The 21,817-nt window shown below is 46.4% G+C and carries 21 protein-coding genes and 1 pseudogene; 18 read left to right on the top strand and 4 right to left on the bottom strand.

Features of this window, described 5'->3' with window-relative positions; genetic code table 11:
• From hisS to AC1DUA_RS09285, 4 genes are all read left to right on the top strand, one after another.
• Positions 1-1,045, top strand: a 1,045-nt coding sequence (gene hisS, locus AC1DUA_RS09300; protein WP_477499460.1) for a histidine--tRNA ligase, incomplete at its 5' end; no start/stop codon positions are given.
• Positions 1,046-1,089: 44 nt separating this feature from the next.
• The gene (gene aspS / locus AC1DUA_RS09295; RefSeq protein WP_477499459.1) at positions 1,090-2,868 is read left to right on the top strand and encodes an aspartate--tRNA ligase; all 1,779 of its coding nucleotides are present in this window, start codon (positions 1,090-1,092) and stop codon (positions 2,866-2,868) included.
• Between the two features lie 25 nt (positions 2,869-2,893).
• Positions 2,894-3,646: a tRNA threonylcarbamoyladenosine dehydratase gene (locus tag AC1DUA_RS09290; protein ID WP_477499458.1), complete on the top strand. Its 753-nt coding sequence runs from the start codon at positions 2,894-2,896 to the stop codon at positions 3,644-3,646.
• Between the two features lie 534 nt (positions 3,647-4,180).
• Complete coding sequence (locus AC1DUA_RS09285; protein WP_477499457.1) at positions 4,181-5,500, top strand: replication-associated recombination protein A; 1,320 nt, start codon at positions 4,181-4,183, stop codon at positions 5,498-5,500.
• Here the strand turns inward: AC1DUA_RS09285 and AC1DUA_RS09280 are convergent.
• The 3 genes from AC1DUA_RS09280 to mnmA form a co-directional block, all read right to left on the bottom strand.
• Positions 5,495-5,869 carry a DUF3889 domain-containing protein gene (locus AC1DUA_RS09280; protein ID WP_477499456.1) on the bottom strand — a complete coding sequence of 125 codons (375 nt, stop codon included), beginning with the start codon at positions 5,867-5,869 and terminating at the stop codon, positions 5,495-5,497. The two genes, AC1DUA_RS09285 and AC1DUA_RS09280, sit on opposite strands and share 6 nt — an antisense overlap.
• 142 nt (positions 5,870-6,011) lie before the next feature.
• Positions 6,012-6,695 (bottom strand): AlkZ-related protein, encoded by a 684-nt coding sequence (locus tag AC1DUA_RS09275; protein WP_477499462.1) that lies wholly within the window; start codon positions 6,693-6,695, stop codon positions 6,012-6,014.
• A gap of 51 nt (positions 6,696-6,746) precedes the next feature.
• Complete coding sequence (mnmA, locus tag AC1DUA_RS09270; RefSeq protein WP_477499455.1) at positions 6,747-7,835, bottom strand: tRNA 2-thiouridine(34) synthase MnmA; 1,089 nt, start codon at positions 7,833-7,835, stop codon at positions 6,747-6,749.
• 403 nt (positions 7,836-8,238) lie between these two features.
• Between mnmA and cymR the strand changes: the two genes are divergently transcribed.
• The 5 genes and pseudogenes from cymR to AC1DUA_RS09245 all read left to right on the top strand — a co-directional run bounded on the left by cymR (position 8,239) and on the right by AC1DUA_RS09245 (position 11,622).
• On the top strand, positions 8,239-8,658 hold the full coding sequence (cymR, locus tag AC1DUA_RS09265) for a cysteine metabolism transcriptional regulator CymR (protein ID WP_477499454.1): 420 nt from the start codon (positions 8,239-8,241) through the stop codon (positions 8,656-8,658).
• 9 nt (positions 8,659-8,667) lie between these two features.
• A pseudogene (locus AC1DUA_RS09260) lies at positions 8,668-9,637 on the top strand (cysteine desulfurase family protein).
• Positions 9,638-9,665: 28 nt separating this feature from the next.
• On the top strand, positions 9,666-10,187 hold the full coding sequence (locus AC1DUA_RS09255) for a PRC-barrel domain-containing protein (protein WP_477499453.1): 522 nt from the start codon (positions 9,666-9,668) through the stop codon (positions 10,185-10,187).
• Positions 10,188-10,197: 10 nt separating this feature from the next.
• Positions 10,198-10,398 carry a hypothetical protein gene (locus AC1DUA_RS09250; RefSeq protein ID WP_477499452.1) on the top strand — a complete coding sequence of 67 codons (201 nt, stop codon included), beginning with the start codon at positions 10,198-10,200 and terminating at the stop codon, positions 10,396-10,398.
• A 153-nt stretch (positions 10,399-10,551) separates the two neighbouring features.
• On the top strand, positions 10,552-11,622 hold the full coding sequence (locus AC1DUA_RS09245) for an AI-2E family transporter (protein WP_477499451.1): 1,071 nt from the start codon (positions 10,552-10,554) through the stop codon (positions 11,620-11,622).
• Here the strand turns inward: AC1DUA_RS09245 and AC1DUA_RS09240 are convergent.
• Positions 11,619-11,780, bottom strand: a complete 162-nt coding sequence (locus AC1DUA_RS09240) for a hypothetical protein (RefSeq protein WP_477499450.1) — start codon at positions 11,778-11,780, stop codon at positions 11,619-11,621. The genes AC1DUA_RS09245 and AC1DUA_RS09240 overlap by 4 nt on opposite strands.
• A 464-nt stretch (positions 11,781-12,244) precedes the next feature.
• On the opposite strand from AC1DUA_RS09240, the gene alaS reads away from it, so the two are divergent.
• From alaS to AC1DUA_RS09195, 9 genes are all read left to right on the top strand, one after another.
• Positions 12,245-14,872, top strand: coding sequence for an alanine--tRNA ligase (alaS, locus tag AC1DUA_RS09235; protein WP_477499449.1), 2,628 nt, complete (start codon positions 12,245-12,247; stop codon positions 14,870-14,872).
• 113 nt (positions 14,873-14,985) lie between these two features.
• Positions 14,986-15,246 carry an IreB family regulatory phosphoprotein gene (locus AC1DUA_RS09230; protein ID WP_028555746.1) on the top strand — a complete coding sequence of 87 codons (261 nt, stop codon included), beginning with the start codon at positions 14,986-14,988 and terminating at the stop codon, positions 15,244-15,246.
• 17 nt (positions 15,247-15,263) lie between these two features.
• Complete coding sequence (gene ruvX, locus AC1DUA_RS09225) at positions 15,264-15,680, top strand: Holliday junction resolvase RuvX (RefSeq protein ID WP_477499448.1); 417 nt, start codon at positions 15,264-15,266, stop codon at positions 15,678-15,680.
• A 6-nt stretch (positions 15,681-15,686) separates the two neighbouring features.
• Positions 15,687-15,995 (top strand): DUF1292 domain-containing protein, encoded by a 309-nt coding sequence (locus AC1DUA_RS09220; RefSeq protein WP_056610485.1) that lies wholly within the window; start codon positions 15,687-15,689, stop codon positions 15,993-15,995.
• Positions 15,992-16,288: a DUF1292 domain-containing protein gene (locus tag AC1DUA_RS09215; protein WP_477499447.1), complete on the top strand. Its 297-nt coding sequence runs from the start codon at positions 15,992-15,994 to the stop codon at positions 16,286-16,288. Before AC1DUA_RS09220 ends, AC1DUA_RS09215 begins: the two co-directional genes overlap by 4 nt.
• A 109-nt stretch (positions 16,289-16,397) precedes the next feature.
• Entirely contained in the window at positions 16,398-17,498 is a 1,101-nt protein-coding gene (gene mltG / locus AC1DUA_RS09210; protein WP_477499461.1) for an endolytic transglycosylase MltG, read from the top strand.
• A 38-nt stretch (positions 17,499-17,536) separates the two neighbouring features.
• Complete coding sequence (locus AC1DUA_RS09205; protein ID WP_477499446.1) at positions 17,537-18,466, top strand: peptidase U32 family protein; 930 nt, start codon at positions 17,537-17,539, stop codon at positions 18,464-18,466.
• Positions 18,467-18,492: 26 nt separating this feature from the next.
• Positions 18,493-19,776, top strand: a complete 1,284-nt coding sequence (locus AC1DUA_RS09200; protein WP_477499445.1) for a peptidase U32 family protein — start codon at positions 18,493-18,495, stop codon at positions 19,774-19,776.
• 188 nt (positions 19,777-19,964) lie between these two features.
• The coding region (locus AC1DUA_RS09195) for a methyl-accepting chemotaxis protein (RefSeq protein ID WP_477499444.1) at positions 19,965-21,817 on the top strand (1,853 nt) is incomplete at its 3' end.

Here is a 21,817-nt window from a genome sequence, read left to right as displayed (position 1 = left end):
CAGTATTTCCTTGCGTCCAGAAGGGACAGCTGGCGTTGTTAGGGCTTATGTAGAAAATAAGTTGTATGGAGTGCCGGATTTGACGAAGTTGTACTATGTGGGGCCTATGTTCCGCTATGAACAGCCGCAAGCAGGAAGATACCGTCAGTTCCACCAATTCGGGATTGAAGCTTTCGGATCCGTGGATCCAAGCATCGATGCAGAAGTCATTGCGCTGGGATACACTTTTTATAAGGAAATTGGATTAAAAGAAGTAACCGTTGAAATCAACTCAGTGGGCACACCCTCTGTTAGAACGGTTTACCGCGAGAAACTGCAGGAATTTTTTGCACCAGTGAAACATTTGCTTTGCAAAGATTGTCAGTCCCGTTATGACCGCAATCCTATGCGGATTCTTGATTGCAAAACCGATCAGAAGTACGGGGAAGGCGCTCCTGAGATTCTGGATTATTTGGACGAAGAATGTTCCACACATTTCGCGCTGGTTCGTGAGCACTTAACTGCTATGGATATTCCCTATCGAGTTAATCCTCGCCTAGTGCGCGGGCTTGATTATTACACACACACCGCTTTTGAATACAAAGCAGCTGGCATCGGAGCTATCGATACAATTGGCGGCGGTGGGCGTTACAACGGTCTCGTTGAGCAAATCGGCGGTCATGGTACAGATCAACCAGGCGTAGGCCTAGGTCTAGGACTGGAACGTATTCTGCTTGTGCTTCAAGCGCAAGGTGTTGAAATCCCGAAACCAGATCCGCTGGATGTGTACCTCATCGGGTTAGGTGAGCCTGCCGAGAAAGAAGTCACGAAGCTGCTGCACCAGTTAAGGGTTCAAGGCCTCAAAGCTGAGAAGGACTACCAAGGGCGCAAAATGAAGGCGCAAATGAAATCAGCTGACCGTTTCCAGGCGAAGTATGTGGCGATTCTCGGAGACGATGAGTTGGCCCGCGGCGAAATTACACTGAAGCAAATGGAAACAGGTTCTCAAGTCATTGTAAGTCTAGTGGATCTTGCCTCAAATGCTGCAAAGACACTATTCGAATAGATAGCTTTCAATTATTCAACTACTCATGAGGAGGCAACAACATTATGATGCTCAAAACACATCATTGCGGGCAGCTTACGAAAGCCCAGGTAGGACAGACTGTAATATTAAACGGGTGGGTACAAAGAAGACGTGACTTAGGCGGCGTTCTATTTATTGATCTTCGTGACCGCAGCGGGCTTGTACAGACTGTATTTAACCCGGATTTCTCAGGAGACGCTCTAGCTATTGCTGATCGTGCACGCAACGAATATGTGCTTGCAGTAAAAGGGAAAATCGTTGAACGTGATGCAGAAACAATCAATAAAAACATCCCTACAGGTGAGATTGAAATTCAGGTAACGGAAATCGAAATCATGAACGCTGCCAAAACACCTCCGTTCTTCATCGAAGACGGTGTAGATGTGGATGAAGCCGTTCGTTTGAAATACCGTTATTTGGACCTTCGTCGTCCAGAAATGCAAAGAACGTTGATGCTTCGTTCGAAAGCGTCCAAAATTTTCCGTAATTTCTTGGATGACCAAGGATTTGTGGAAGTTGAAACACCGATTTTGACGAAAAGCACACCGGAAGGCGCTCGCGATTATTTAGTGCCAAGCCGTGTTCACCCAGGCGAGTTTTTCGCACTGCCGCAATCTCCACAAATTTTCAAACAGTTATTGATGGTTAGTGGTCTGGAGCGTTACTACCAAATCGCACGTTGTTTCCGCGACGAAGACCTTCGTGCAGACCGTCAACCGGAATTTACACAAGTCGACATTGAGACTTCCTTCCTAGCGCAAGATCAGCTGCTGGATATTTTGGAAGAACTTGTCGTTAATTTGATGAGAGAGACTGCTCAGGTCGAAATTCCGCGTCCTTTCCAACGTATTACACATGCGGATGCGATGGCGAAATATGGTTCAGACAAACCGGATCTGCGTTTCGGACTAGAGCTAGAAGATGTATCGGATATCGTTCAGACTTCCGGCGTTCAAGTATTTGCGAATGTAGTAAAAGGCGGAGGCCAAGTTAAAGCGTTGAATGCCAAAGGTTGTGGGACTTGGAGCCGCAAAGAAATCGATGACCTGCTGCCATTCGCGGCGCGTTACGGAGCCAAAGGCTTAGCATGGATTCAAGTGAAAGACGGCGAATTCAAAGGGCCTATCGTGAAATTCTTTAACGAAGCTGAAATTGCTGCTTTAACTGAGCGTCTTGGCGCTGAAGAAGGAGATCTACTTCTTTTCTCCGCGGATAAAAAGAAAGTCGTTGCCGATGTCCTAGGGAACCTTCGTCTGAAAATCGGTCGTCAACTTGGACTTATCGACGATTCCAAGTTCAAGTATGCATGGGTTGTAGACTTCCCGCTGCTTGGATACGACGAAGAAGCCAAACGTTATGTTGCCGAGCACCATCCGTTCACGCGTCCTAATGAAGAAGACATTCATTTCTTTGACACGGACCCAGGCCAAATTCGCGCTCAAGCATATGACCTTGTTTTGAACGGTTATGAAGTAGGCGGCGGTTCCATGCGTATTTACCAACGTGAAGTGCAAGAAAAAATGTTCGGAGCGCTTGGTTTCTCCAAAGAAGAAGCAACGGATAAATTCGGCTTCTTGCTAGAAGCGTTCGAATATGGAACTCCTCCACACGGCGGGTTTGCATTCGGTTTTGACCGTTTGGTGATGCTGATTACAGGCCGTACCAACTTGAGAGAAACCATTGCATTCCCGAAAACAGCGAGCGCGACTGACCTGTTGATGGATGCACCGGGAACTGTAGATGACAAGCAGCTTGATCAGCTGTCGATTCGCTTAGCGCTTAAGCAGCCTGCCAAAGCCTAAGAACATTGAAAGAGGACGTGTTTCTATGCTTCACCAATTTTCGCGGACTGAACTAGCCATTGGCCCTGAAGGTCTGGATATTATGAAAAACAGTACCGTCGCCGTTTTGGGTATCGGCGGTGTTGGTGCCATTGCTGCAGAAGCATTGGCGCGTACAGGGGTCGGACGGCTTATCCTGATCGACAAGGACGTTGTCGACATCACGAATATCAACCGTCAGATTCATGCCCTTACAACGACCGTAGGGCAGCCTAAAGCCGATCTCATGCGCGATCGCATCAAATTAATTAATCCGGAATGCGATGTTATTTCCATGCGGATGTTTTATACAGAGGAAACCTATGAGGAAGTGTTCGCTCATCACATTGATTACGTGCTCGATGCCAGTGACACCATTTCCTATAAAATTCATCTGATTATGCAGTGTCTGGAGCGGAAAATTCCGATTATTTCCAGCATGGGGGCCGCTAACAAAATGGACCCTTCATTGTTCAAAGTTGCGGATATCTCCAAAACGAGCATGGACCCGATCGCTCGGGTCGTACGCCAGAAGCTGCGCAAAGAAGGCATCAAAAAAGGCGTCAAGGTCGTCTTCTCGACCGAAGAGCCGATGAAACCGCGTGAAGACGTCACGCAACAAATCGTACCAGCGAATGCGCCGGAAATTCGCAAAGCGAAGCAGCCACCAGCGAGCAACGCTTTCGTTCCTCCGGTGGCAGGATTGATCATGGTGAGCGTAGCCGTGAAAGATCTTCTTGAAATTGGTTTGAAGAAATAAGCAAGAGTGGAAAAGGGGTTATCTTAACTGGTCAGGAATGACCTGTTGGGATGGCTCCTTTTTGTTGTTGGAACGTGGTGCGGAGAGAGCTATAGGGTGCTATTTGAGCGAACTTGACCCCAAGCCGAACCCCAACCCCAACCCCAATCGCAGCCGCAGCCGCAGCCCCGACCCTGAAGACTGCGACCTGACACCCCTACCATTGAGGGGTATCCAGCTCGACACGTGACAGTCCATATTTGATGCATTTTGTGCATCAAATAAGTCAAATTCAGCCCTAAACCTCTAAGATCATGCAAAATGTGCAGCAAATTCCGAGAGATTGCCCGATTTCCAACCAAATCGCCATTATTTACTGTAGATAATACAGTAACCTATCTCGAAATATCCGTTTCGCATCAAACTTACTGTACGAAATACAGCTTCCCATCGCGCCCATGCCGAGCAGCCATCAACTTACAAGACATGACAGTCCAACCGATGAGGGGTATAATGGAACTGTCTATTTAAACCCAAAGCAAAGGAATAACCAACATGGACTTGTTTACATATGCCTCATCGCAAGAACCGACCGGCAAGCTGCTCGCCGACCGTATGCGACCCACAACGCTGGATGAGTACATCGGCCAGGAACAGATTGTCGGCAAAGGCAAGCTGCTGCGCAGAGCCATTGAAGCCGATCAAGTGAGCTCAATCCTGCTCTATGGTCCACCAGGCACAGGGAAGACCACCCTCGCGAATATCATCGCGAACAAGACTAAGGGAGAGTTCATGAAGCTGAACGCTGTCGATGCTTCGGTCAAGGATGTGCGAGAGATCATTGAGCTCGCCAAGACCAATAAAGCGATGTACGGCCGCAAGACGATCCTGTTCCTGGACGAGGTACACAGATTCAACACCTCGCGGCAGGATGCGCTGCTGCCTGCCGTAGAGCAGGGCATCCTCATCTTCATCGGGGCGACCACAGAGAACCCGTTTCACCATGTGAACGGGGCTCTGCTGTCGCGCTCGACGCTGTTTCAGCTCGAGCCCCTCACGGCGGAGCATGCGCTCATCTCCATGCGAAGAGCCATCGCCGATCCCGACAAGGGGCTCGGCTTCATGCGCCTCCACGTGGACGAGGAGGCGCTGGAGCATATTGCGCAGATGGCCGTTGGCGACATCCGCCGCTCTTTGAACGCGCTGGAGCTGGCAGCGCTGACGACCTCGCCCGAACCGGATGGTACGGTTCGGATCACGCTTGAGGTGGCGGAAGAGTCAATCCGCCGCCCCATCGTGAAAGCGGACGAGTCGACGCAGTACGACGTCTTGTCCGCCTTTCACAAGAGCGTGCGCGGCTCCAGTGACGCCGCGCTGTTCTGGTTCTTGTATGCCGTCGAGAAGCTCGGCATGGACCCTATGACGTTCCTGCGGCGGCTTATCGTCGCCAGCAGTGAAGATATCGGCCTTGCCAACCCGCAGGCTATGGTGCAGTCTGTGACGGCCATGGACGCGTACCACAAGATCGGCTGGCCGGAATCCAAGTACGTCATTTCCCAGGCAATTTTATTCGCTGTAGAGAGTCCCAAATCGAATTCAATCCCGATAGCTATCTCTCGCGCGGAACAGTTGATGGAGCGCGTAAAATCTGCGGACGTACCGCTACATTTGCGGGATACACACTATAAGGGAGCGGAAAAGCTCGGGCACAAAGGATATATGTATCCGCATGACTATCCGGGGCATTATGTGCAACAGCAGTATTTACCGGATGAAGTTAAACATGAAATCATCTTTGCAGCCAGCGAGCAGGGAACGGAAGATAAGATGCGGCAGAATCAACACAAAAGAAGAGGGAAGCCTGCAGATCTATAGGATCTGTAAGTTCCCTCTTCTTTCTTGTTCCATTTCAATGGTAAAAAGCTTTTCTGACACAGGGTCATACYGGATAGATACGATTAGCGGAAATTCAACGCCTTGATGTCTAACCCAGAAGCGRAATTGCTGTTGATCTACGCCTGGAGCTACACGGGAATGCCCCAAATACTTGTAATCTAGTAAAGTGTATACTTTGCCAGCCTCGTGAAAAGCGATTCGGCTCCATTTGGCATAGAGAGGGTCAGGTTTTTGAGACGGAGCTGGTTGATGGGCTATAGCTTCTACCATGTCTGTTTCCATGCTCGCATGTGCTGTGCTGCACCAACTTAGTCCAAGTAGGAGAAACACGGCTGAGATTTTCCTCATTCGCTCACACCTTTCGACTTTATGGTTCGCGTAGGTGCGAAGCTGCATACTAGCAGGTACTGAGGTAAATATGGGCACTTCTTGCAGATTGAGGAGATAAAAAAGAGCCTCATAAGAGGCCCACGTCTTGTTTGGCAAATCCTTATAACTTAAAAATCTTCCCAAGGTACTGAACAGCTTTGGAACTATAGCGTTCCTGAATATAGGCTCTGAACTGTCTTTTCGCTTCAGGGGTGGGGGAAGTATTCACCGCTAGTCGGTGAAGCTCCATCCAATGAAGTGCGGTCATGTAGCAGGTGCTGTTCCAGCCGTTTTTTGTTCCATTGGCATTCAAACGCTCGCTGATGCCTGCAATCACAATATCCGTTGTGCTCTGGAGTTCAATAAGCGCACGGTCGAATTCACTTTTGGATTCTTTAGCTTTCATTCCGGTAACAGCCCGTAGCTCTTTGACATCAATGCCCTCGTTCGCTTCAACGGCTTGGAACAGCTCGACCGCTGATTTGGGCAGCTGCCCGTCTTCATAGCGTTCTTCCACGGAGTAAGGTTCTTCCAGCAAATTTTTCACTAGTGGGAAGAGTTCCGCTGAAATTAATAAAGGTTTCTTTGCAAAAAAACGACCATAGGCAGCAAGTCCGTCACCAGGCAAGCGATCTCGCCAAAGCCAAGGATCCGTCTCTAGGCCCGTATGCCATTGTTCTTGTGTTGTTATGGATTCAAGTGAAGGATGATCCGGTATGAAAGAAGAGAGAGGTAGGATGCCGACCTCTTTCACGATTTTCGTAACATCCTCGTACGTTGCAGCCTGCAGGGCCGCCTCATTCATGTTAATCAAACTGACCATCCTTCCTTCTCGAACCGTCTATTGTATCTAGTATTATTTATGAACTTTATCAATTACACCGCCGCCTAAACAAATATCACCGTCATAGAAAACAACGGATTGTCCAGGCGTTACAGCCTTCTGCGGGCCATCAAATACGACTTCAATCGTTCCATCTTCCATGAAGGTCAGAACAACACCTTGGTCAGGCTGACGGTAGCGGAATTTGGCTGTGCAGGCGAAGGAGCCTTGAGGTCTCTTCGGAGAGATCCAGTTAACATCTGTCGCTGTAAGCCCCTTGGAGTAAATTCCTGGGTACTGTTCGCCTTGAACGACAAGAAGCTCATTGGTTTCCAAATTTTTATCCACGACAAACCAGGGCTCGCCAGAACCTGAACCGCCAATGCCAAGACCTTGTCTTTGACCTAGCGTATAGTACATCAGCCCGTCGTGGCGGCCTTTTACTTCGCCATTCCGGATATCAACCATATTGCCGGGTTTAGCAGGCAAATATTGGCTTAGGAACTCTTTGAAGTCGCGCTCGCCGATGAAGCAAATGCCTGTGCTGTCTTTTTTCTTTGCAGTTGCAAGACCAGCTGCTTCGGCAATTTTACGAACCTCAGGTTTCGGCAAATGACCGATCGGGAACATCGCTTTGGACAGCTGCTGCTGTGTAAGCACGTTAAGGAAGTAAGTTTGATCCTTGCCTGGATCATTGCCCCGCAGGAGCACGTACTCGCCGTCTTGTTCTTTCACTTGGGCATAGTGGCCGGTTGCGATATAGTCGCCGCCCAAATCGATGACTTTCTGGAGCAATTCACCGAATTTAATCTCTCTGTTGCACATGACATCCGGATTCGGCGTGCGACCTTTGGTGTACTCGTCCAAGAAATAAGCGAACACCTTATCGTAGTACTGTTTTTCAAAATTAACTGTATAAAAAGGGATTCCGAGCTGATCGCATACTCTGCGGACATCCTCTGCATCTTCTTCGGCTGTGCAATGGCCAAACTCATCAGTATCGTCCCAGTTTTTCATGAAAATGCCAATGACTTCATAGCCTTGCTCTTTCAAGAGCAGTGCGGCTACAGAAGAATCGACACCCCCGGACATACCCAGAATGACACGTGTTTTTCTATTCATGGCTTGTGTTCCTCTTTTCCATCCTGTAATACTTTTTTAGTAGATAAGAAAGTATACGTTTTTTACTTTTGCTTCGCTCTACCTTGACAAACGCGCTTGTCCTAAAAAGGACGACAAAGTCGTTTATCCTTGAAACTCTTCCTATTATACATCTCTCTAGTTAAAAATTAAAATATTTCATGAGAATGTCATTGTTTTTCCCCCACAGAACAAGGAATTATGATAACATAGATACGATATACGGATGTTTAGGAATGTTTTTGTTAAAAATGGAAACGCTGTTTACCTAGATAGGGACGAGCATGATGTCTGAACGTAGACAAAGCAGAAGGTAAACAACTCACAATTTCTCGTAATATCAATTAGCCCCCTTGATGGCATAAATGTTGAATGAGGTGTAATTTTGAAAATTTCCACAAAAGGCCGCTATGGTTTAACAATCATGATGGAGCTGGCCAATCGAGTTGGTGAAGGACCGACTTCACTGAAAAGTATTGCCGAAAAGCATCAGCTATCCGAGCATTATCTCGAGCAGCTTGTTGCTCCTTTGCGTAACGCGGGATTGGTCAAGAGCATTCGTGGAGCGTACGGTGGATATATTCTCTCCAAAGCTGCTGATCAAGTGACAGCGGGAGAAGTAATTCGCGTGTTGGAAGGACCGATTAGTCCTGTCGACTTTACGGAGGAAGATGATCCGGCGAAGCGCGATTTATGGATTCGTATCCGCGACAGTATTGCGGAAGTGCTTGATTCTACAACACTTGCGAACCTAATCTCTTTTGAAGACGCAGGCCAGCACGACAATTACATGTTTTATATTTAAAGGTGATTTATGAATCCTATTTATCTTGATCACGCGGCGACCACGCCGGTGCACCCCGACGTTATGGAAGCTATGCTTCCTTTTTATACAGCCTATTTTGGCAATCCATCCAGCACGCATAGCTTCGGCAGAGCGACGAGAACAGCACTTAACCGTTTTCGTGACGCAATGGCGAAGTCACTTGGCTGTCTGCCTGGCGAGCTCATTTATACGAGCGGCGGGACTGAGAGCAACAATATGGCGATCTTTGGGATCATTCATGCGAACAATAATGGCAAGAAACATATCATTACGACAGAGATTGAGCACCATGCCGTTCTGCATCCCTGCGAGCGGCTGGAGGACCTCGGTTACGAGGTCACTTACCTTCCAGTAGGTCCGACTGGTCTTATTCAAGTCGAAGATGTGGAGTCGGCTATTCGTCCCGATACGGCTCTCATCTCTATCATGTATGTGAATAATGAAATAGGCACGATTCAACCAATTGCCGAAGTTGGCCGGTTAGCACGAAGCCGGAACATTCCTTTTCATGTTGATGCCGTTCAAGCCTTAGGTAAATTACCGCTGAATTTACATGAATTGCCGGTTGATTTGCTAAGCTTATCTGCTCATAAAATATATGGTCCTAACGGTGTGGTGTATGCTTACTAGCTTGGAGCAGCAATTAGGCCGTGATCAATTTACGATAAATGGACATGCCGAACAACAAGTTCCGCATATTCTGAACATCAGCTTTCCTAGCGTATCTACCGAGACGCTGCTTATGAATCTTGATCTAGAAGATGTGGCTGCAGCAAGCGGTTCTGCGTGCACCTCAGGCTCACTAGAAGTGTCTCACGTTCTACAAGCGATGAAACTCCCAGAAAATGTTACAGCCTCTGCCGTTCGATTTAGCTTTGGAATGGGGAATTCTAAAGATCAAATTGAAACAGCTGCCCAGAAAATTGCAACCATTATCAATCGGCTGCGTAATAATTAGTACCGGGTGGTTCTAGGAGGAAAACACCTTGCGCAGAGCGCATGATTTGATCGGACTTCCCGTTCTGACGGTAGATTCCGGTAAACAAATAGGCCAAGTAAAAGATTTGATGATTGACCCTGAATGGAACATACGAGGCATTATTCTAGAAGCAAAGATGTGGTTTTCCTCCTTACGGTACGTACCGTGGGATGGAGTTGTCGCTGCAGGCGAAGATGCCGTTACCATACCGAACCAAAATGTCATAACCGAGTTTGAGCAGGCAGATGAATGCCATGCTTTTCTGGAAGGAAGCCACCCGATTAAAGGTCTTCCAGTMGTTACAGTCGGCGGAGACAAATTAGGCGTGGTAGAAGATGTTTATTTAACACAAGATTGGGGTAAACAAATAGTAGGTTATGAATTGTCCGAAGGGTTTATTTCTGATTTAAAGGAAGGGCGTAAATGGCTTCCCATGCCGGATTCGGCAACCAAAGGTGAAGATGCCATTATAGTGCCTGTACATTGCTCTCAGGAAGTAGAAGAACTCTTCGTATCCAAAGAAGAATAGGGTGAGCAAGATGCGTTGTCCAAACTGTAATTCCAAAGATATTGGAAAGATCGGTTCCCATCAATTTTATTGCTGGGGTTGCTTTATCGAACTCAGCGTCAACGGAGAGAAAATGTCCGTGTATCAAGTAGAAGAAGACGGTACGCTAAGTTCTCTGGATGATTTATTTTTTGAAGAAGAAATGCCATTGATCGAAGAACACGCAAACTAAATTAATCATAATAGCAAACGGGAGACGTTGCTTTTCGGCACATCAGTGCTTGAGAAGTAACGTCTCTTTGTTTTTATCCATAAGGTTAATTTGACCAGCATGTACATATACTGTATGAGCGTAGACATATTTAGAATCACTGAGGTGAGCGAAATGGAACGTTTTTGGAGGAATCGATGGTTTGTAGGGCTGGTGTACCTACTTCTGGCACTGGCATGTGTCTATATGCTGCTGCTAATTAAACCTATTTTATTAAGCTTATTTACTTTTTTAAAAGCGATATTAGCGCCATTTTTCATCGCGGTGATTATTTCTTACATTTTGAACCCGATAGTGAACATGCTGAACCAGCGCAAAGTGCCGAGAACAATCGCCGTGCTGTTGATTTATTGTGTCTTTATTTCATCTCTCACTGTCATCATCATGAATATGACTCCGGTATTTATGACTCAAATCGCGGAGCTGAACGAGCACATGCCGCAAATGGAAATTCGTGCGCAATCGATTGTGGACGGCTTTAACCAGAATCGGCTGCTGCCTGACAGTGTGCGTACGGGCTTTAATCACTCCTTAACGAAGTTGGAGAATACCATTTCCATGGCCATATCGAACTACATGAATCAAATTGGAAGTACGATCAGCATGTTGTTTATTGCTTTTATCGTGCCGTTCGTTGCCTTTTATATGATGAAAGACTTTCAAATTATCGAGAAAACGGCGCTTGCTATCGTACCGAAGGAGCATCGTAAGAAAACAGTCAAGCTTCTCATCGATATTGATACTGCACTTGGAAATTATATTCGCGGACAACTGTTGGTTTGCGTCATTATTGGAGGACTTGCCTATTTGGGGTATTGGCTCATTGGTATGCCGTATGCGCTTTTGCTCGCTAGCGTGGTGGCGGTATTCAATATCATTCCCTACCTTGGCCCGTTTTTTGGAGCCGCGCCGGCGATCATTATGGCTTCAACGATTTCGTTAAAAATGGTGCTGTTCGTCGCGCTTGTGAATTTAGCTGTACAAATTCTTGAGGGGAATGTCATTTCGCCGCAGGTAGTAGGTAAAAAACTGCATATGCATCCGTTGATGATTATCTTTGCCTTATTGGTAGGCGGGGAAGTAGCGGGTATAGTCGGATTAATATTAGCGGTACCCTTCTTCGCGGTCATGAAAGTGATTGTTCAGCACGTCTTCTTGCATTATGTTCATAGGCCAACAACTTAGCTGAATCTAAGCGTAGAAGTACAAATAGACGCACAAAACCCCTGTGCATCATGACTTGCGGGATCATGGTACTTAATGAGCGTTTTAACCATGATATAGATTACGAGTACAAAAACAGGTGTAATTAACCCTAGCAGCATAAGTGCTGATAAATCCATTAGCATCACTTCCTCGGCGAATTTGTTAGAACGATATTGTAATGTACTTACGATGCCCACACCAAACTGGTTCCATGAACATTTATGAATATTGACACGGTTCAGGCATAAAGTTATAATTTGCCTTATCTAGATCTACTGCAAAAGCGTTGATGAAATTGAAGTAAGTCATAGTCCACTGTCAGAGATGAGGTTCCGGAATGCAGCTTTTATCGCGAATCCGGCTGGAAGAACCTCTCGGTGCTAGGATGGCTGAACGCTAATTTCGGAGTGTGGATGAACTCCACCGGATGGACCCGTTACAGATCCGCACAAGGAGATTGCTAGGTTTCCTCTGCCGCAGGCTTGGGTGGAAGGGAAACGCAATAACCAGGGTGGTACCGCGATGATTCGTCCCTGTATGTTACAGGGGCGTTTTTTGTTTGTTTTCAAACATTATAGGTAAATATGGAGGCTTGAGAGAGATGAAGGCAAGTGAAATTCGTTCCAAATGGTTGCAGTTCTTCGCAAGTAAAGGGCATAAAGTAGAGCCCAGCTCTTCGCTTGTTCCGCATAATGATCCGTCGTTGCTATGGATTAACGCAGGTATTGCGCCTCTAAAGCCTTATTTGGACGGACGGGAAATCCCTGAGAATCCGCGTATTACCAATGCTCAGAAATGTATTCGTACGAACGACATTGAGAATGTCGGGAAAACGCGTCGTCACCATACATTCTTCGAAATGTTAGGCAACTTCTCTATCGGTGACTACTTTAAAAAAGAAGTCATTCCATGGGCTTGGGAGTTTCTGACGGATCCGCAATGGATCGGTTTTGATCCGAATCGTATTTCCGTTACTGTGCACGAAGACGATGAAGAAGCTTTTGAGATTTGGCATAAACAAATCGGTATCCCGGAAGAGCGTATCTACAAGCTCAAAGAAGATAATTTCTGGGACATCGGAGAAGGTCCATGTGGCCCTTGTACGGAAATTTTCTATGACCGTGGCGACAAATATGGCGATTTATCCGATCCTGAGTGCTGGCCAGGGGGAGAAAACGAACGTTTCTTGGAAGTATGGAACCTTGTATTTACACAATTCAATCATAATAAGGATGGCAGCTACACACCGCTTCCTAACAAAAATATTGATACAGGCGCAGGACTGGAGCGCTTCGCTTCGATTCTGCAAGATGTAGATTCCAACTTTGACACGGATCTGTTCAAGCCGATTATCGATAAGACCTGTGAGCTTACAGGCGTGGCTTATCATGTGAACGATGATCACGATGTGGCGCTTAAAGTAATCGCCGATCACATTCGTACGGTTGCCTTCTCCGTAGGCGATGGTGTACTTCCTTCTAATGAAGGACGTGGTTATGTTATCCGTCGTTTGCTTCGCCGTGCTGTGCGTTACGGGAAAGTGCTTGGTCAAGATAAACCGTTCCTGTACAAACTGGTTGCTACCGTCGGTGAAATCATGGGCGTTTACTACACAGAGGTTGTAGACAAACATGAGTTTATCGAGAAGGTCATTCGTACKGAAGAAGAGCGTTTCCATGAAACGTTAAGCGATGGTTTGGTTATCCTTGCGGATATGGTCGAAAAGACGCGTCAAGCCGGTACGAATCAAATCAGCGGACCAGATGCTTTTAAATTATATGATACGTATGGTTTCCCGTTCGATTTGACGGAAGATTTTGCTTCAGAAAAAGGTCTGACGGTTGACCGCGCAGGGTTCGATGCTTCGATGCAGGAACAGCGTGACCGTGCAAGAGCTGCTAGTCAAAAAGAAGGCGGAATGAAGGTACAAGGCGGCCCGCTGTCTGAATTGACGGTTAAAAGCGAATTTGTTGGTTATAATGAATTGGTAGTTACTGCTATTATTGAAGCAATTGTGCATGAGAATGAGCTTGTCGACATCGTAGGTGTAGGCGAGACATGCCAGGTCATTCTGGACCGCACACCTTTCTATGCGGAAAGCGGCGGTCAGGTGAGCGACTTCGGAACAATCCGTAACGGTCAAGTTACGCTGAAGGTTGAAGATGTCATTAAAGCGCCTCATGGGCAGCATGTTCACAAGGTCGTAGTGGAGTCTGGTGTTCTGCGCAAAGGTGACACGGTAGAAGCTATCGTTGCACCTGCTGAGCGTGGGGATATTATCAAGAATCATACGGCTACGCATTTGCTGCATAAAGCTTTGAAAGAAGTTCTAGGCTCACATGTTAACCAAGCAGGGTCCCTGGTAGAACCGGATCGTTTGCGTTTCGACTTCTCGCATTTCGGCAGCATTACCAGCGAAGAATTGCAGGATGTTGAGCAGCGCGTGAACCGTCAAATTTGGAATAACATCAATGTCGATATTTCATTGAAACCAATTGCTGATGCAAAAGCGATGGGAGCTATGGCATTGTTCGGCGAGAAATACGGCGATATCGTGCGCGTCGTACAAGTCGGCGATTACAGCTTAGAGCTGTGTGGCGGCTGTCACGTTCAGAACACGGGGCAAATCGGCCTTTTCAAAATCGTAAGCGAGTCTGGGATCGGATCTGGCGTACGTCGGATCGAAGCTGTTTCAGGCCGTAGCGCGTACGAATACCTTGATCAGCAGCTGCAATTGTTGAAAGAAGCAGCAGGCATGCTCAAGACGAACGTTCAGGACGTTCCGAAGCGTGTAGAAGYGGCTCTGCAGCAAGTGAAGGAGCTGTCACGTGAAAACGAGTCGCTGCGCGGCAAACTAGGTCGTATTGAAGCGGGATCGTTAACGGATCAAGTGAAGCAAGTTGCTGGCGTTGCGATGCTAGCTGCCCAAGTGAACGCAGCAGATATGGATTCACTTCGCAACATTGTTGATGAAATGAAGACAAAATTAGGCTCCGCTGTTATCGTTCTAGGCGCAGTGGCTGACGACAAAGTTAATTTGGTTGCAGCCGTTACACCAGATCTTGTAGCGAAAGGGTTCCATGCCGGCAAAATTATTAAAGAAGTAGCTACAGCAGTAGGCGGAAGCGGTGGAGGCCGACCAGATATGGCACAAGCAGGCGGCAAGGACGCTTCCAAGTTGCAGGCTGCACTTTCCGGTGTTGAAGGACTTCTGTCGCAATTTGCATAATTATTTTTTTGGGGGACAGGAATTTTTAAACCCATAGAGAATATAAACCAGTATACACGGAAGAGTTATCAAATATTTACAAATGGTATCACAAGGAAAGTGAGGTGCTCCTGATGAGTTCCATGGATAAAACGATGAAGTTCAACGTGAAAGCAGAAGAAATTGAGACATCGCCCAAAGATGTGTTATTAGCGGTGTACGATGCTCTTCAGGAAAAAGGGTATAATCCGATCAACCAGATTGTCGGGTACTTGCTTTCCGGAGATCCTGCTTATATTCCACGGCATAATAATGCGCGCAGCCTCATTCGTAAACGGGAACGGGACGAACTGATTGAAGAGTTGGTTCGTGCTTATCTGGGTCAACACAAATAGAAGGAAATGAGAACCGCATGAGATGGATAGGTTTGGATTACGGGGATAAAACGATCGGTGTAGCGATGAGCGATGAGCTGGGATGGACCGCACAAGCGCTGGAAGTCATACATCGTCGTAAGCCAGGAGAAGACATTAACCGACTGGTTGCGATTGTCGAACAGTATGGTGTCACGAAAATTGTCGTTGGCTTACCCAAAAATATGAACAACACGATTGGTCCTCGTGGCGAATTGGCCACCCAGTTCTCGAAAGAGTTAGAACAAAAATTAAGTATACCTGTACACTTGTGGGATGAGCGCTTAACGACCGTCGCTGCAACTCGCACACTGCTTGAAGCAGATGTGAGCCGGAAGAAACGGAAGCAGGTCATTGATAAAATGGCCGCGCAGATCATCCTGCAAGGGTATATGGATGCCAATATGAAGAGGTGAATGAACATGTCCAAAGAAGAATTGCGTGAAGAGGAACCAGAAATCATTTACATCCCGGACGATGAAGGCAACGAAGAAGAGTTCGAGGTTATCATGAAATTCGAAGTGGACGGTTCTGACAAGAAGTACATGATGGTAGTGCCTACTGACGGAGGAGACGAAGAATCCGATGAAGTGTATGCATTCCGTTATGAAGAAGATGATGACGGTGAAGATCTGAAGCTGTTCACTATCGATGATGAAGAAGAGTGGAATATCGTGGAAGAAACATTTAATACATTAATGGCAGAGTTCGATGAGGAAGAAGAAGCATGAGTACGACGCTCTCTGACGTATTGCGTAAAGCTTACGGGGATGATATTATTTTGTTTGATGAGCAAAATGAATCAACGGTTTATCATCTTCTTAAAGAATTCGTTTATGACAATAAAACGTATGCGGTTTTGCAATCCGATGAGCTCAAGAAGGAAGACGAGGTTGCTGTTTTCCGAGTGACGCAGAATGCAGAAGGCGAATACGAGCTGGAAACCATCGAAGACGACGAAGAATACGAAACCGTTTCGGAGCTCTACGACGAGATGGTATTTCCAGATCAGGATGACTTGTAAGAAGTAAACAACCGAGCGGAGCGCATCCGCTCGTTTTTGTTTGCTTGGAGAGCTTGCGATAGCAGAGTTTTGCTGCTGCAAAACGTTTAGGAGGATCATCGTGAACAACATGCTTGATCAAGAGAGCGCAGGGAATACGACGAAACGAAAGAAGCTGAAGGTAACGCTTCTACTCGTCGGTCTGTTTCTGCTCATTATTATCGGGATAGCAAGCGGTATAGGAGTATATATTGCGAATGCACTGCAGCCGGTGACAGCCTCTGAGCAAGAAGTGAGGGTATCCATTCCCCAAGGCGCCGGATCTGTACAGATCGCGAGGGAGCTTGAAACGAAGGGACTTATTAAGAATTCATCCATTTTTACGTATTATTTAAAAGTAAAGAAACAGGGCTCGAGGCTTCAAGCTGGGGAATATGACATGAAGCCTGGGTTAACGTTCGATGAGATGATAGAGAAGCTGAATAAAGGTGAAACGGTCAAGGAAGAGGTTATTCGGATAACGATTCCTGAAGGGTACACCGTTGATCAAATTGCCTCCAAATTAAGTGAGCAGACGCCATGGGACAAAGATGTGTTTTTGAAGCTGGCAGATGCGCCTGTAGGTCTGACAGAAGATACTGCCGCGAACGACATACCGGACAACAAGAATTTGAAGCACCGGCTTGAGGGATATTTGTTCCCGGAAACCTACGAGTTTAAAAAGGGTTCGACGGAACAAGAGTTCATTGAGAGAACACTGGAGCAACTGGACAAGAAGCTTGCAACGCTGCCGCCTGACTGGAAGGACAAGCTCAAAGAGCGCGGACTTAGCGTACATCAGATGCTGACGATCGCATCTCTAATTGAGCGAGAGGTCGTTCAGGACGAAGAACGAGCCCTTGTATCCGGCGTTATCCAAAACAGATTGAAAAAGAATATGCCACTGCAAATTGATGCTACGGTGCAATATTTATTTGATAAGTCCAAGGAACGGTTGTTGGAAAAGGATTTGCAAATACAAAGCCCTTATAATACGTACTTGAATACAGGACTGCCTCCGGGGCCAATTGCTAGTCCGAGTCTCGCCTCGATGAAAGCAGCGATCTATCCGCAAGAAACGAAGTATTTGTTTTATGTAACGAAGAAAGACGGCACAAAAGGGCATTTGTTCGCAGAGACATTTGAGGAGCACAAAAAGAATATTGCGGAAAGTAAAAAAACCGCGAATTAATACCACGTTAGGAAGCTGACAGAAGGTAGGGTAAGCAAGTGAAAAAACCAGAGTTAGTAATAAGCTGCGGTAGTAGCGCTGAATTGAAAAAAATGATTGAAGCCGGCGCAGACAGTGTGATTATTGGAGAAGAGCGCTACGCTATGCGTCTGCCTGGAGACGTGAAGCTGGAGGAGATTGGAGAATCAGTAACTTGGGCACATGAGAGACAGGCAAAGGTATATGTGTCTGTGAACAAAATTTTTGACAATAACTCCTTGGAGGGGCTGTCAGAGTATTTAAGCAAGCTGCAAGACTATAACGTGGATGGCGTTATTTTCGGTGATCCCGCAGTCCTTATGGCTGCGCGAACGTTACCCAAGCCGCTAGCACTGCATTGGAATGCGGAGATGACTTCTACCAATTTCGCGACAGCGAATTATTGGGGCAGACAGGGTGCAAACCGAGTTGTGCTGGCTAGAGAGCTAAACATGGAACAGGTTTTGGCTTTTAAGGAAAACACAGAGCTAGCCGTTGAAGTCCAAGTACATGGTATCACTAATATTTATCACTCTAAGCGGGAACTAGTGAAAAATTATATCGAACACCAAGGGAAAGATGCCTCCATAGAGGATCGCTCCATTGAACGTGGACTGTTCCTCATTGAGCATGAACGCCGCGATCAGCGTTATCCTGTGTATGAGGATGGTAACGGCACGCATATCATGAGCTCTGAGGATTTTTGCATGCTGGAAAATTTGCCTGAACTTATGGATGGCGGAATCGATAGCTTCAAAATCGAAGGCCTTTTGAAATCAGTTGCGTATAACGAGGCGGTTGTTCGCAATTATCGTGCTGTCATTGACGCTTATGCTGCAGACCCTCAAAGATTTGAGTTCCAGCAGGAGTGGCTGGATGCTATAACAGAATTGCAAGACCCAGAGCGTGAATTGTCTTTCGGGTTTTTCTATAAAGAACAGGTATATTGATAGATGGAAGAAGGTGCGTTTTCGAGATGACGACAGCATTAGAAGCACGAGCAAGAGGAAAGCGTGTTAGACTGCATAAGCCGGAATTACTAGCCCCTGCGGGCAATTTGGAAAAATTGAAATTCGCCATCCACTATGGTGCCGACGCGGTATATATTGGTGGGCAGAAATATGGCCTTCGTTCTAGTGCAGACAACTTTTCGCTTGAAGAAATGCGTGAAGCGGTGGAGTTTGCCAATGGCTACGGAGCCAAAGTGTTCGTTGCTACGAACATTTATGCGCACAACGAGGATATTGAAGGGCTGGACGAGTACCTACGGGGACTTCAAGAGGTTGGTATCTCAGCCATCATCGCGGCAGATCCACTTATTATGGAAACATGCCGGAGAGTGGCACCTAAGCTGGAAGTTCATGTGAGCACACAGCAGTCAGTGATGAACTGGCAAACCGTGAAGTTCTGGAAAGATCAAGGCATAGAACGAGTGGTCTTGGCCCGCGAAGTGAGCATGGAGGAAATTGATCAGATTAAAGCGCATGTCGATGTTGAGATTGAAGCTTTCATTCATGGCGCGATGTGCAGCTCGTACTCTGGCAGATGCGTGCTTTCCAATCATTTTACGGATCGTGACTCCAACCGTGGAGGCTGCTCGCAATCGTGCCGCTGGAAATATGATTTGTTTGCCAAAGATCAGCCTGAATCAGCGCCACTGGCGACGGATTTGCCTTTGTTTGGCGATGAAGATGATGCCTTTACGATGGGATCAAAGGATCTTAGCATGATTGAACACGTTGCTGATATGATTGAATCGGGCGTAGATAGCTTCAAAATTGAAGGAAGAATGAAGAGCATTCATTATGTGGCGACCGTTGTTAATGCCTATCGACAAGCCATTGATGCTTATTTTGAGGATCCGGAACATTTTGAGCTCAATCCTGTTTGGCAGGAGGAGATCCACAAAGCGGCGAATCGACCTTTGAATGAGGGCTTCTTCTACGATGCACCTGGCCCTGAAGATCATATTTTCGAACCCGAGGATAAAGTAGTTGGATTTGATTTTGTCGGTCTGGTGATCTCCTATGACGAGGCAACGGGCACCGCGCTGATTCAACAGAGAAATCATTTCAAGCCAGGTCAGGAAATTGAATTCTTCGGACCAGAAGGAACGCAATTCAAACAAAAGGTTGGCGTTATCTGGAATGAAGCGGGCCAGGAGCTGGATGCAGCAAGGCATCCGCTTCAGGTAATTAAACTTAAAACGGAATTTCCTGTAAAAAAGTGGGATATGATGCGCAAAAAAACAGGAAAATAGTACCATGGAAGCTTTCTCCAGACTGGGTTATATTGGAGAAAGTTTCTTTTTTTATTTTCTTTTAGAGCGAATATTAAAGGAAATTGTTAAATGTTGTCGAAATGAATAAAAAACATTAATTGTAACCCTTTTCATTTTAGGACGAAAGTACGGGGTACAATGAACAGAAACTAATGGCGGTGAAGAAGATGAAGAAGAGACTCCAAAGTATTCTCGCATTTGTAAACAAAGCTGTCGTTCAAACAATCCGAAATGTTCCATGGGGTCGTATGGCGGGGACAGCAGGTAAGACATCTAAGCAAATGAGCACAGGCGCTTTTAAAGAAATGAAGCAGGTTAAGCTGGAAAATCCGGTGAAGTCCGTAGGCATGAAGCTGTTTTTAATGTTTTTTATCAGCATTTTGTTCTTCGTTCTCATTGCGGGTATGATTTCTTACACCGTGTCCAAAAGTGTCATCAAGAACAAAGTGGCAGAATCCTCCTTGCAAACTGTCACACAAGCTGGTCAAAAGCTGGATTTCCTCTATCAGACTTTTGAAGACACATCGTTACAAATTATGTTGAACAAAGAGCTACAGGACCTTCTTGAGAAAGTTCCTACGTTAGATCCTACTTCGTACGAATCACTGGAGGTTATTCGCCAATTAACGGATAAATTAAATGTGGTGACCTTCGCTAACAAGTCTATTAAAACGCTTCATCTTTATCGGCCAGACGGCAAGCTGATTGTCATTACTGGTTCCGGCGGAAGCACGTTAAGTGAAAATTCCGGAACGAGCGATTGGTTTAAGAAGATTGTGGAGAACGGGGGAAAAGTAGCGTGGTTGGATAGTAAAGTTAAAGGATACTCCAGCTCTTCCACAAATACCTTTGCCATTGGTCGACTTATGAGAAATACGCTAACGAACAGCACGACTGCCGTGTTAATGCTAGAACTTAGCACAGATCTCTTGAATAAAGAAATTACGGGTATGTCTCTGGGAGATGACAGTAAGGTTGTCATTACGAATGCAGAGAATAAGAACGTTGCATCTGCCAATATTGCAGAGCTCGAAAAAGATGCAGCTATTCAATTAACGAAAGAGCAAAGGGAGCAAGAAAATGGCTCTTTTGTAACGAAAGATGATCATCTGGTGGCCTATTACAAATCAGCTATATCTGGTTGGAATCTAGTTGGGGATATCCCGGTTAGCTCACTTGTCAAAGATGCGAAGAAAATTTTCAACTATACGCTTCTAATCGCTTTATTTGCGGCTATTGCGGCTGTATTAATCGGATTATTTGTTGCCCGAATGATCGGACGACCGCTGGTTAATCTTCGCAACTTGATGCAGCAAGGAGCTAAAGGTAAATTAACAGTGCGCGCAAACTATACAACGCAGGATGAGATTGGACAGTTGGGTGCAAGCTTCGATGTTATGATGCAGCAGATTACAACATTGGTTCAGCAAACCAGTACCTCTGCTCAGGCTGTTTTTGAAACAGCTCAAGAGCTAACGAACTCCTCCAAGGTGACTGCTACCGCAGCTAGAGAAATTGCTGTGGCTACAGATGAAATTTCCAACGGTGCCGGTGGGTTGGCGACTGAGTCCGAAAAAGGCAATGAGCTGACGCATCATATCGGTATTCAGATGAAGCAGGTCATCGAGGCAAACCTTGAGATGGGGACAGCTGCAGCAGATGTGCAGAGCTCCAGTGAGCAAGGAACGAAATATATGTCCGAGCTCATCTCGAAGACGAATTTGACCGAAGAAATGATCCGATCCATGGTTGATAAAGTCGACAACTTGAAAGACAGCACGCGTTCGATTCGTAAAATCTTGGATCTTCTGAATAATATGACGAAGCAAACGAATATTTTGTCCTTGAATGCGACAATTGAAGCTGCGCGTGCCGGAGCAGCGGGCAAAGGCTTCATGGTTGTTGCGGATGAGATTCGGAAGCTGGCAGACCAATCCCGTCAATCGATTGATGTCGTAGGTCAAATTACAGAAACGATCCAGAAAGAAATCGATGAAACCGTGAAGGTTCTCTCAACTGC

This window comes from Paenibacillus sp. 01T422 (genome assembly GCF_056398785.1).
This window is presented reverse-complemented; position numbering and strand designations above follow the sequence as displayed.

Coding starts and splice junctions, on each gene's coding strand:
- aspS (WP_477499459.1), top strand. CDS start 1,090: ATGATGCTCAAAACACATCATTGCGGGCAGCTTACGAAAGCCCAGGTA.
- AC1DUA_RS09290 (WP_477499458.1), top strand. CDS start 2,894: ATGCTTCACCAATTTTCGCGGACTGAACTAGCCATTGGCCCTGAAGGT.
- AC1DUA_RS09285 (WP_477499457.1), top strand. CDS start 4,181: ATGGACTTGTTTACATATGCCTCATCGCAAGAACCGACCGGCAAGCTG.
- AC1DUA_RS09275 (WP_477499462.1), bottom strand. CDS start 6,695: ATGAATGAGGCGGCCCTGCAGGCTGCAACGTACGAGGATGTTACGAAA.
- mnmA (WP_477499455.1), bottom strand. CDS start 7,835: ATGAATAGAAAAACACGTGTCATTCTGGGTATGTCCGGGGGTGTCGAT.
- AC1DUA_RS09250 (WP_477499452.1), top strand. CDS start 10,198: ATGCGTTGTCCAAACTGTAATTCCAAAGATATTGGAAAGATCGGTTCC.
- AC1DUA_RS09245 (WP_477499451.1), top strand. CDS start 10,552: ATGGAACGTTTTTGGAGGAATCGATGGTTTGTAGGGCTGGTGTACCTA.
- AC1DUA_RS09240 (WP_477499450.1), bottom strand. CDS start 11,780: ATGGATTTATCAGCACTTATGCTGCTAGGGTTAATTACACCTGTTTTT.
- AC1DUA_RS09230 (WP_028555746.1), top strand. CDS start 14,986: ATGAGTTCCATGGATAAAACGATGAAGTTCAACGTGAAAGCAGAAGAA.
- ruvX (WP_477499448.1), top strand. CDS start 15,264: ATGAGATGGATAGGTTTGGATTACGGGGATAAAACGATCGGTGTAGCG.
- AC1DUA_RS09220 (WP_056610485.1), top strand. CDS start 15,687: ATGTCCAAAGAAGAATTGCGTGAAGAGGAACCAGAAATCATTTACATC.
- AC1DUA_RS09215 (WP_477499447.1), top strand. CDS start 15,992: ATGAGTACGACGCTCTCTGACGTATTGCGTAAAGCTTACGGGGATGAT.
- mltG (WP_477499461.1), top strand. CDS start 16,398: ATGCTTGATCAAGAGAGCGCAGGGAATACGACGAAACGAAAGAAGCTG.
- AC1DUA_RS09200 (WP_477499445.1), top strand. CDS start 18,493: ATGACGACAGCATTAGAAGCACGAGCAAGAGGAAAGCGTGTTAGACTG.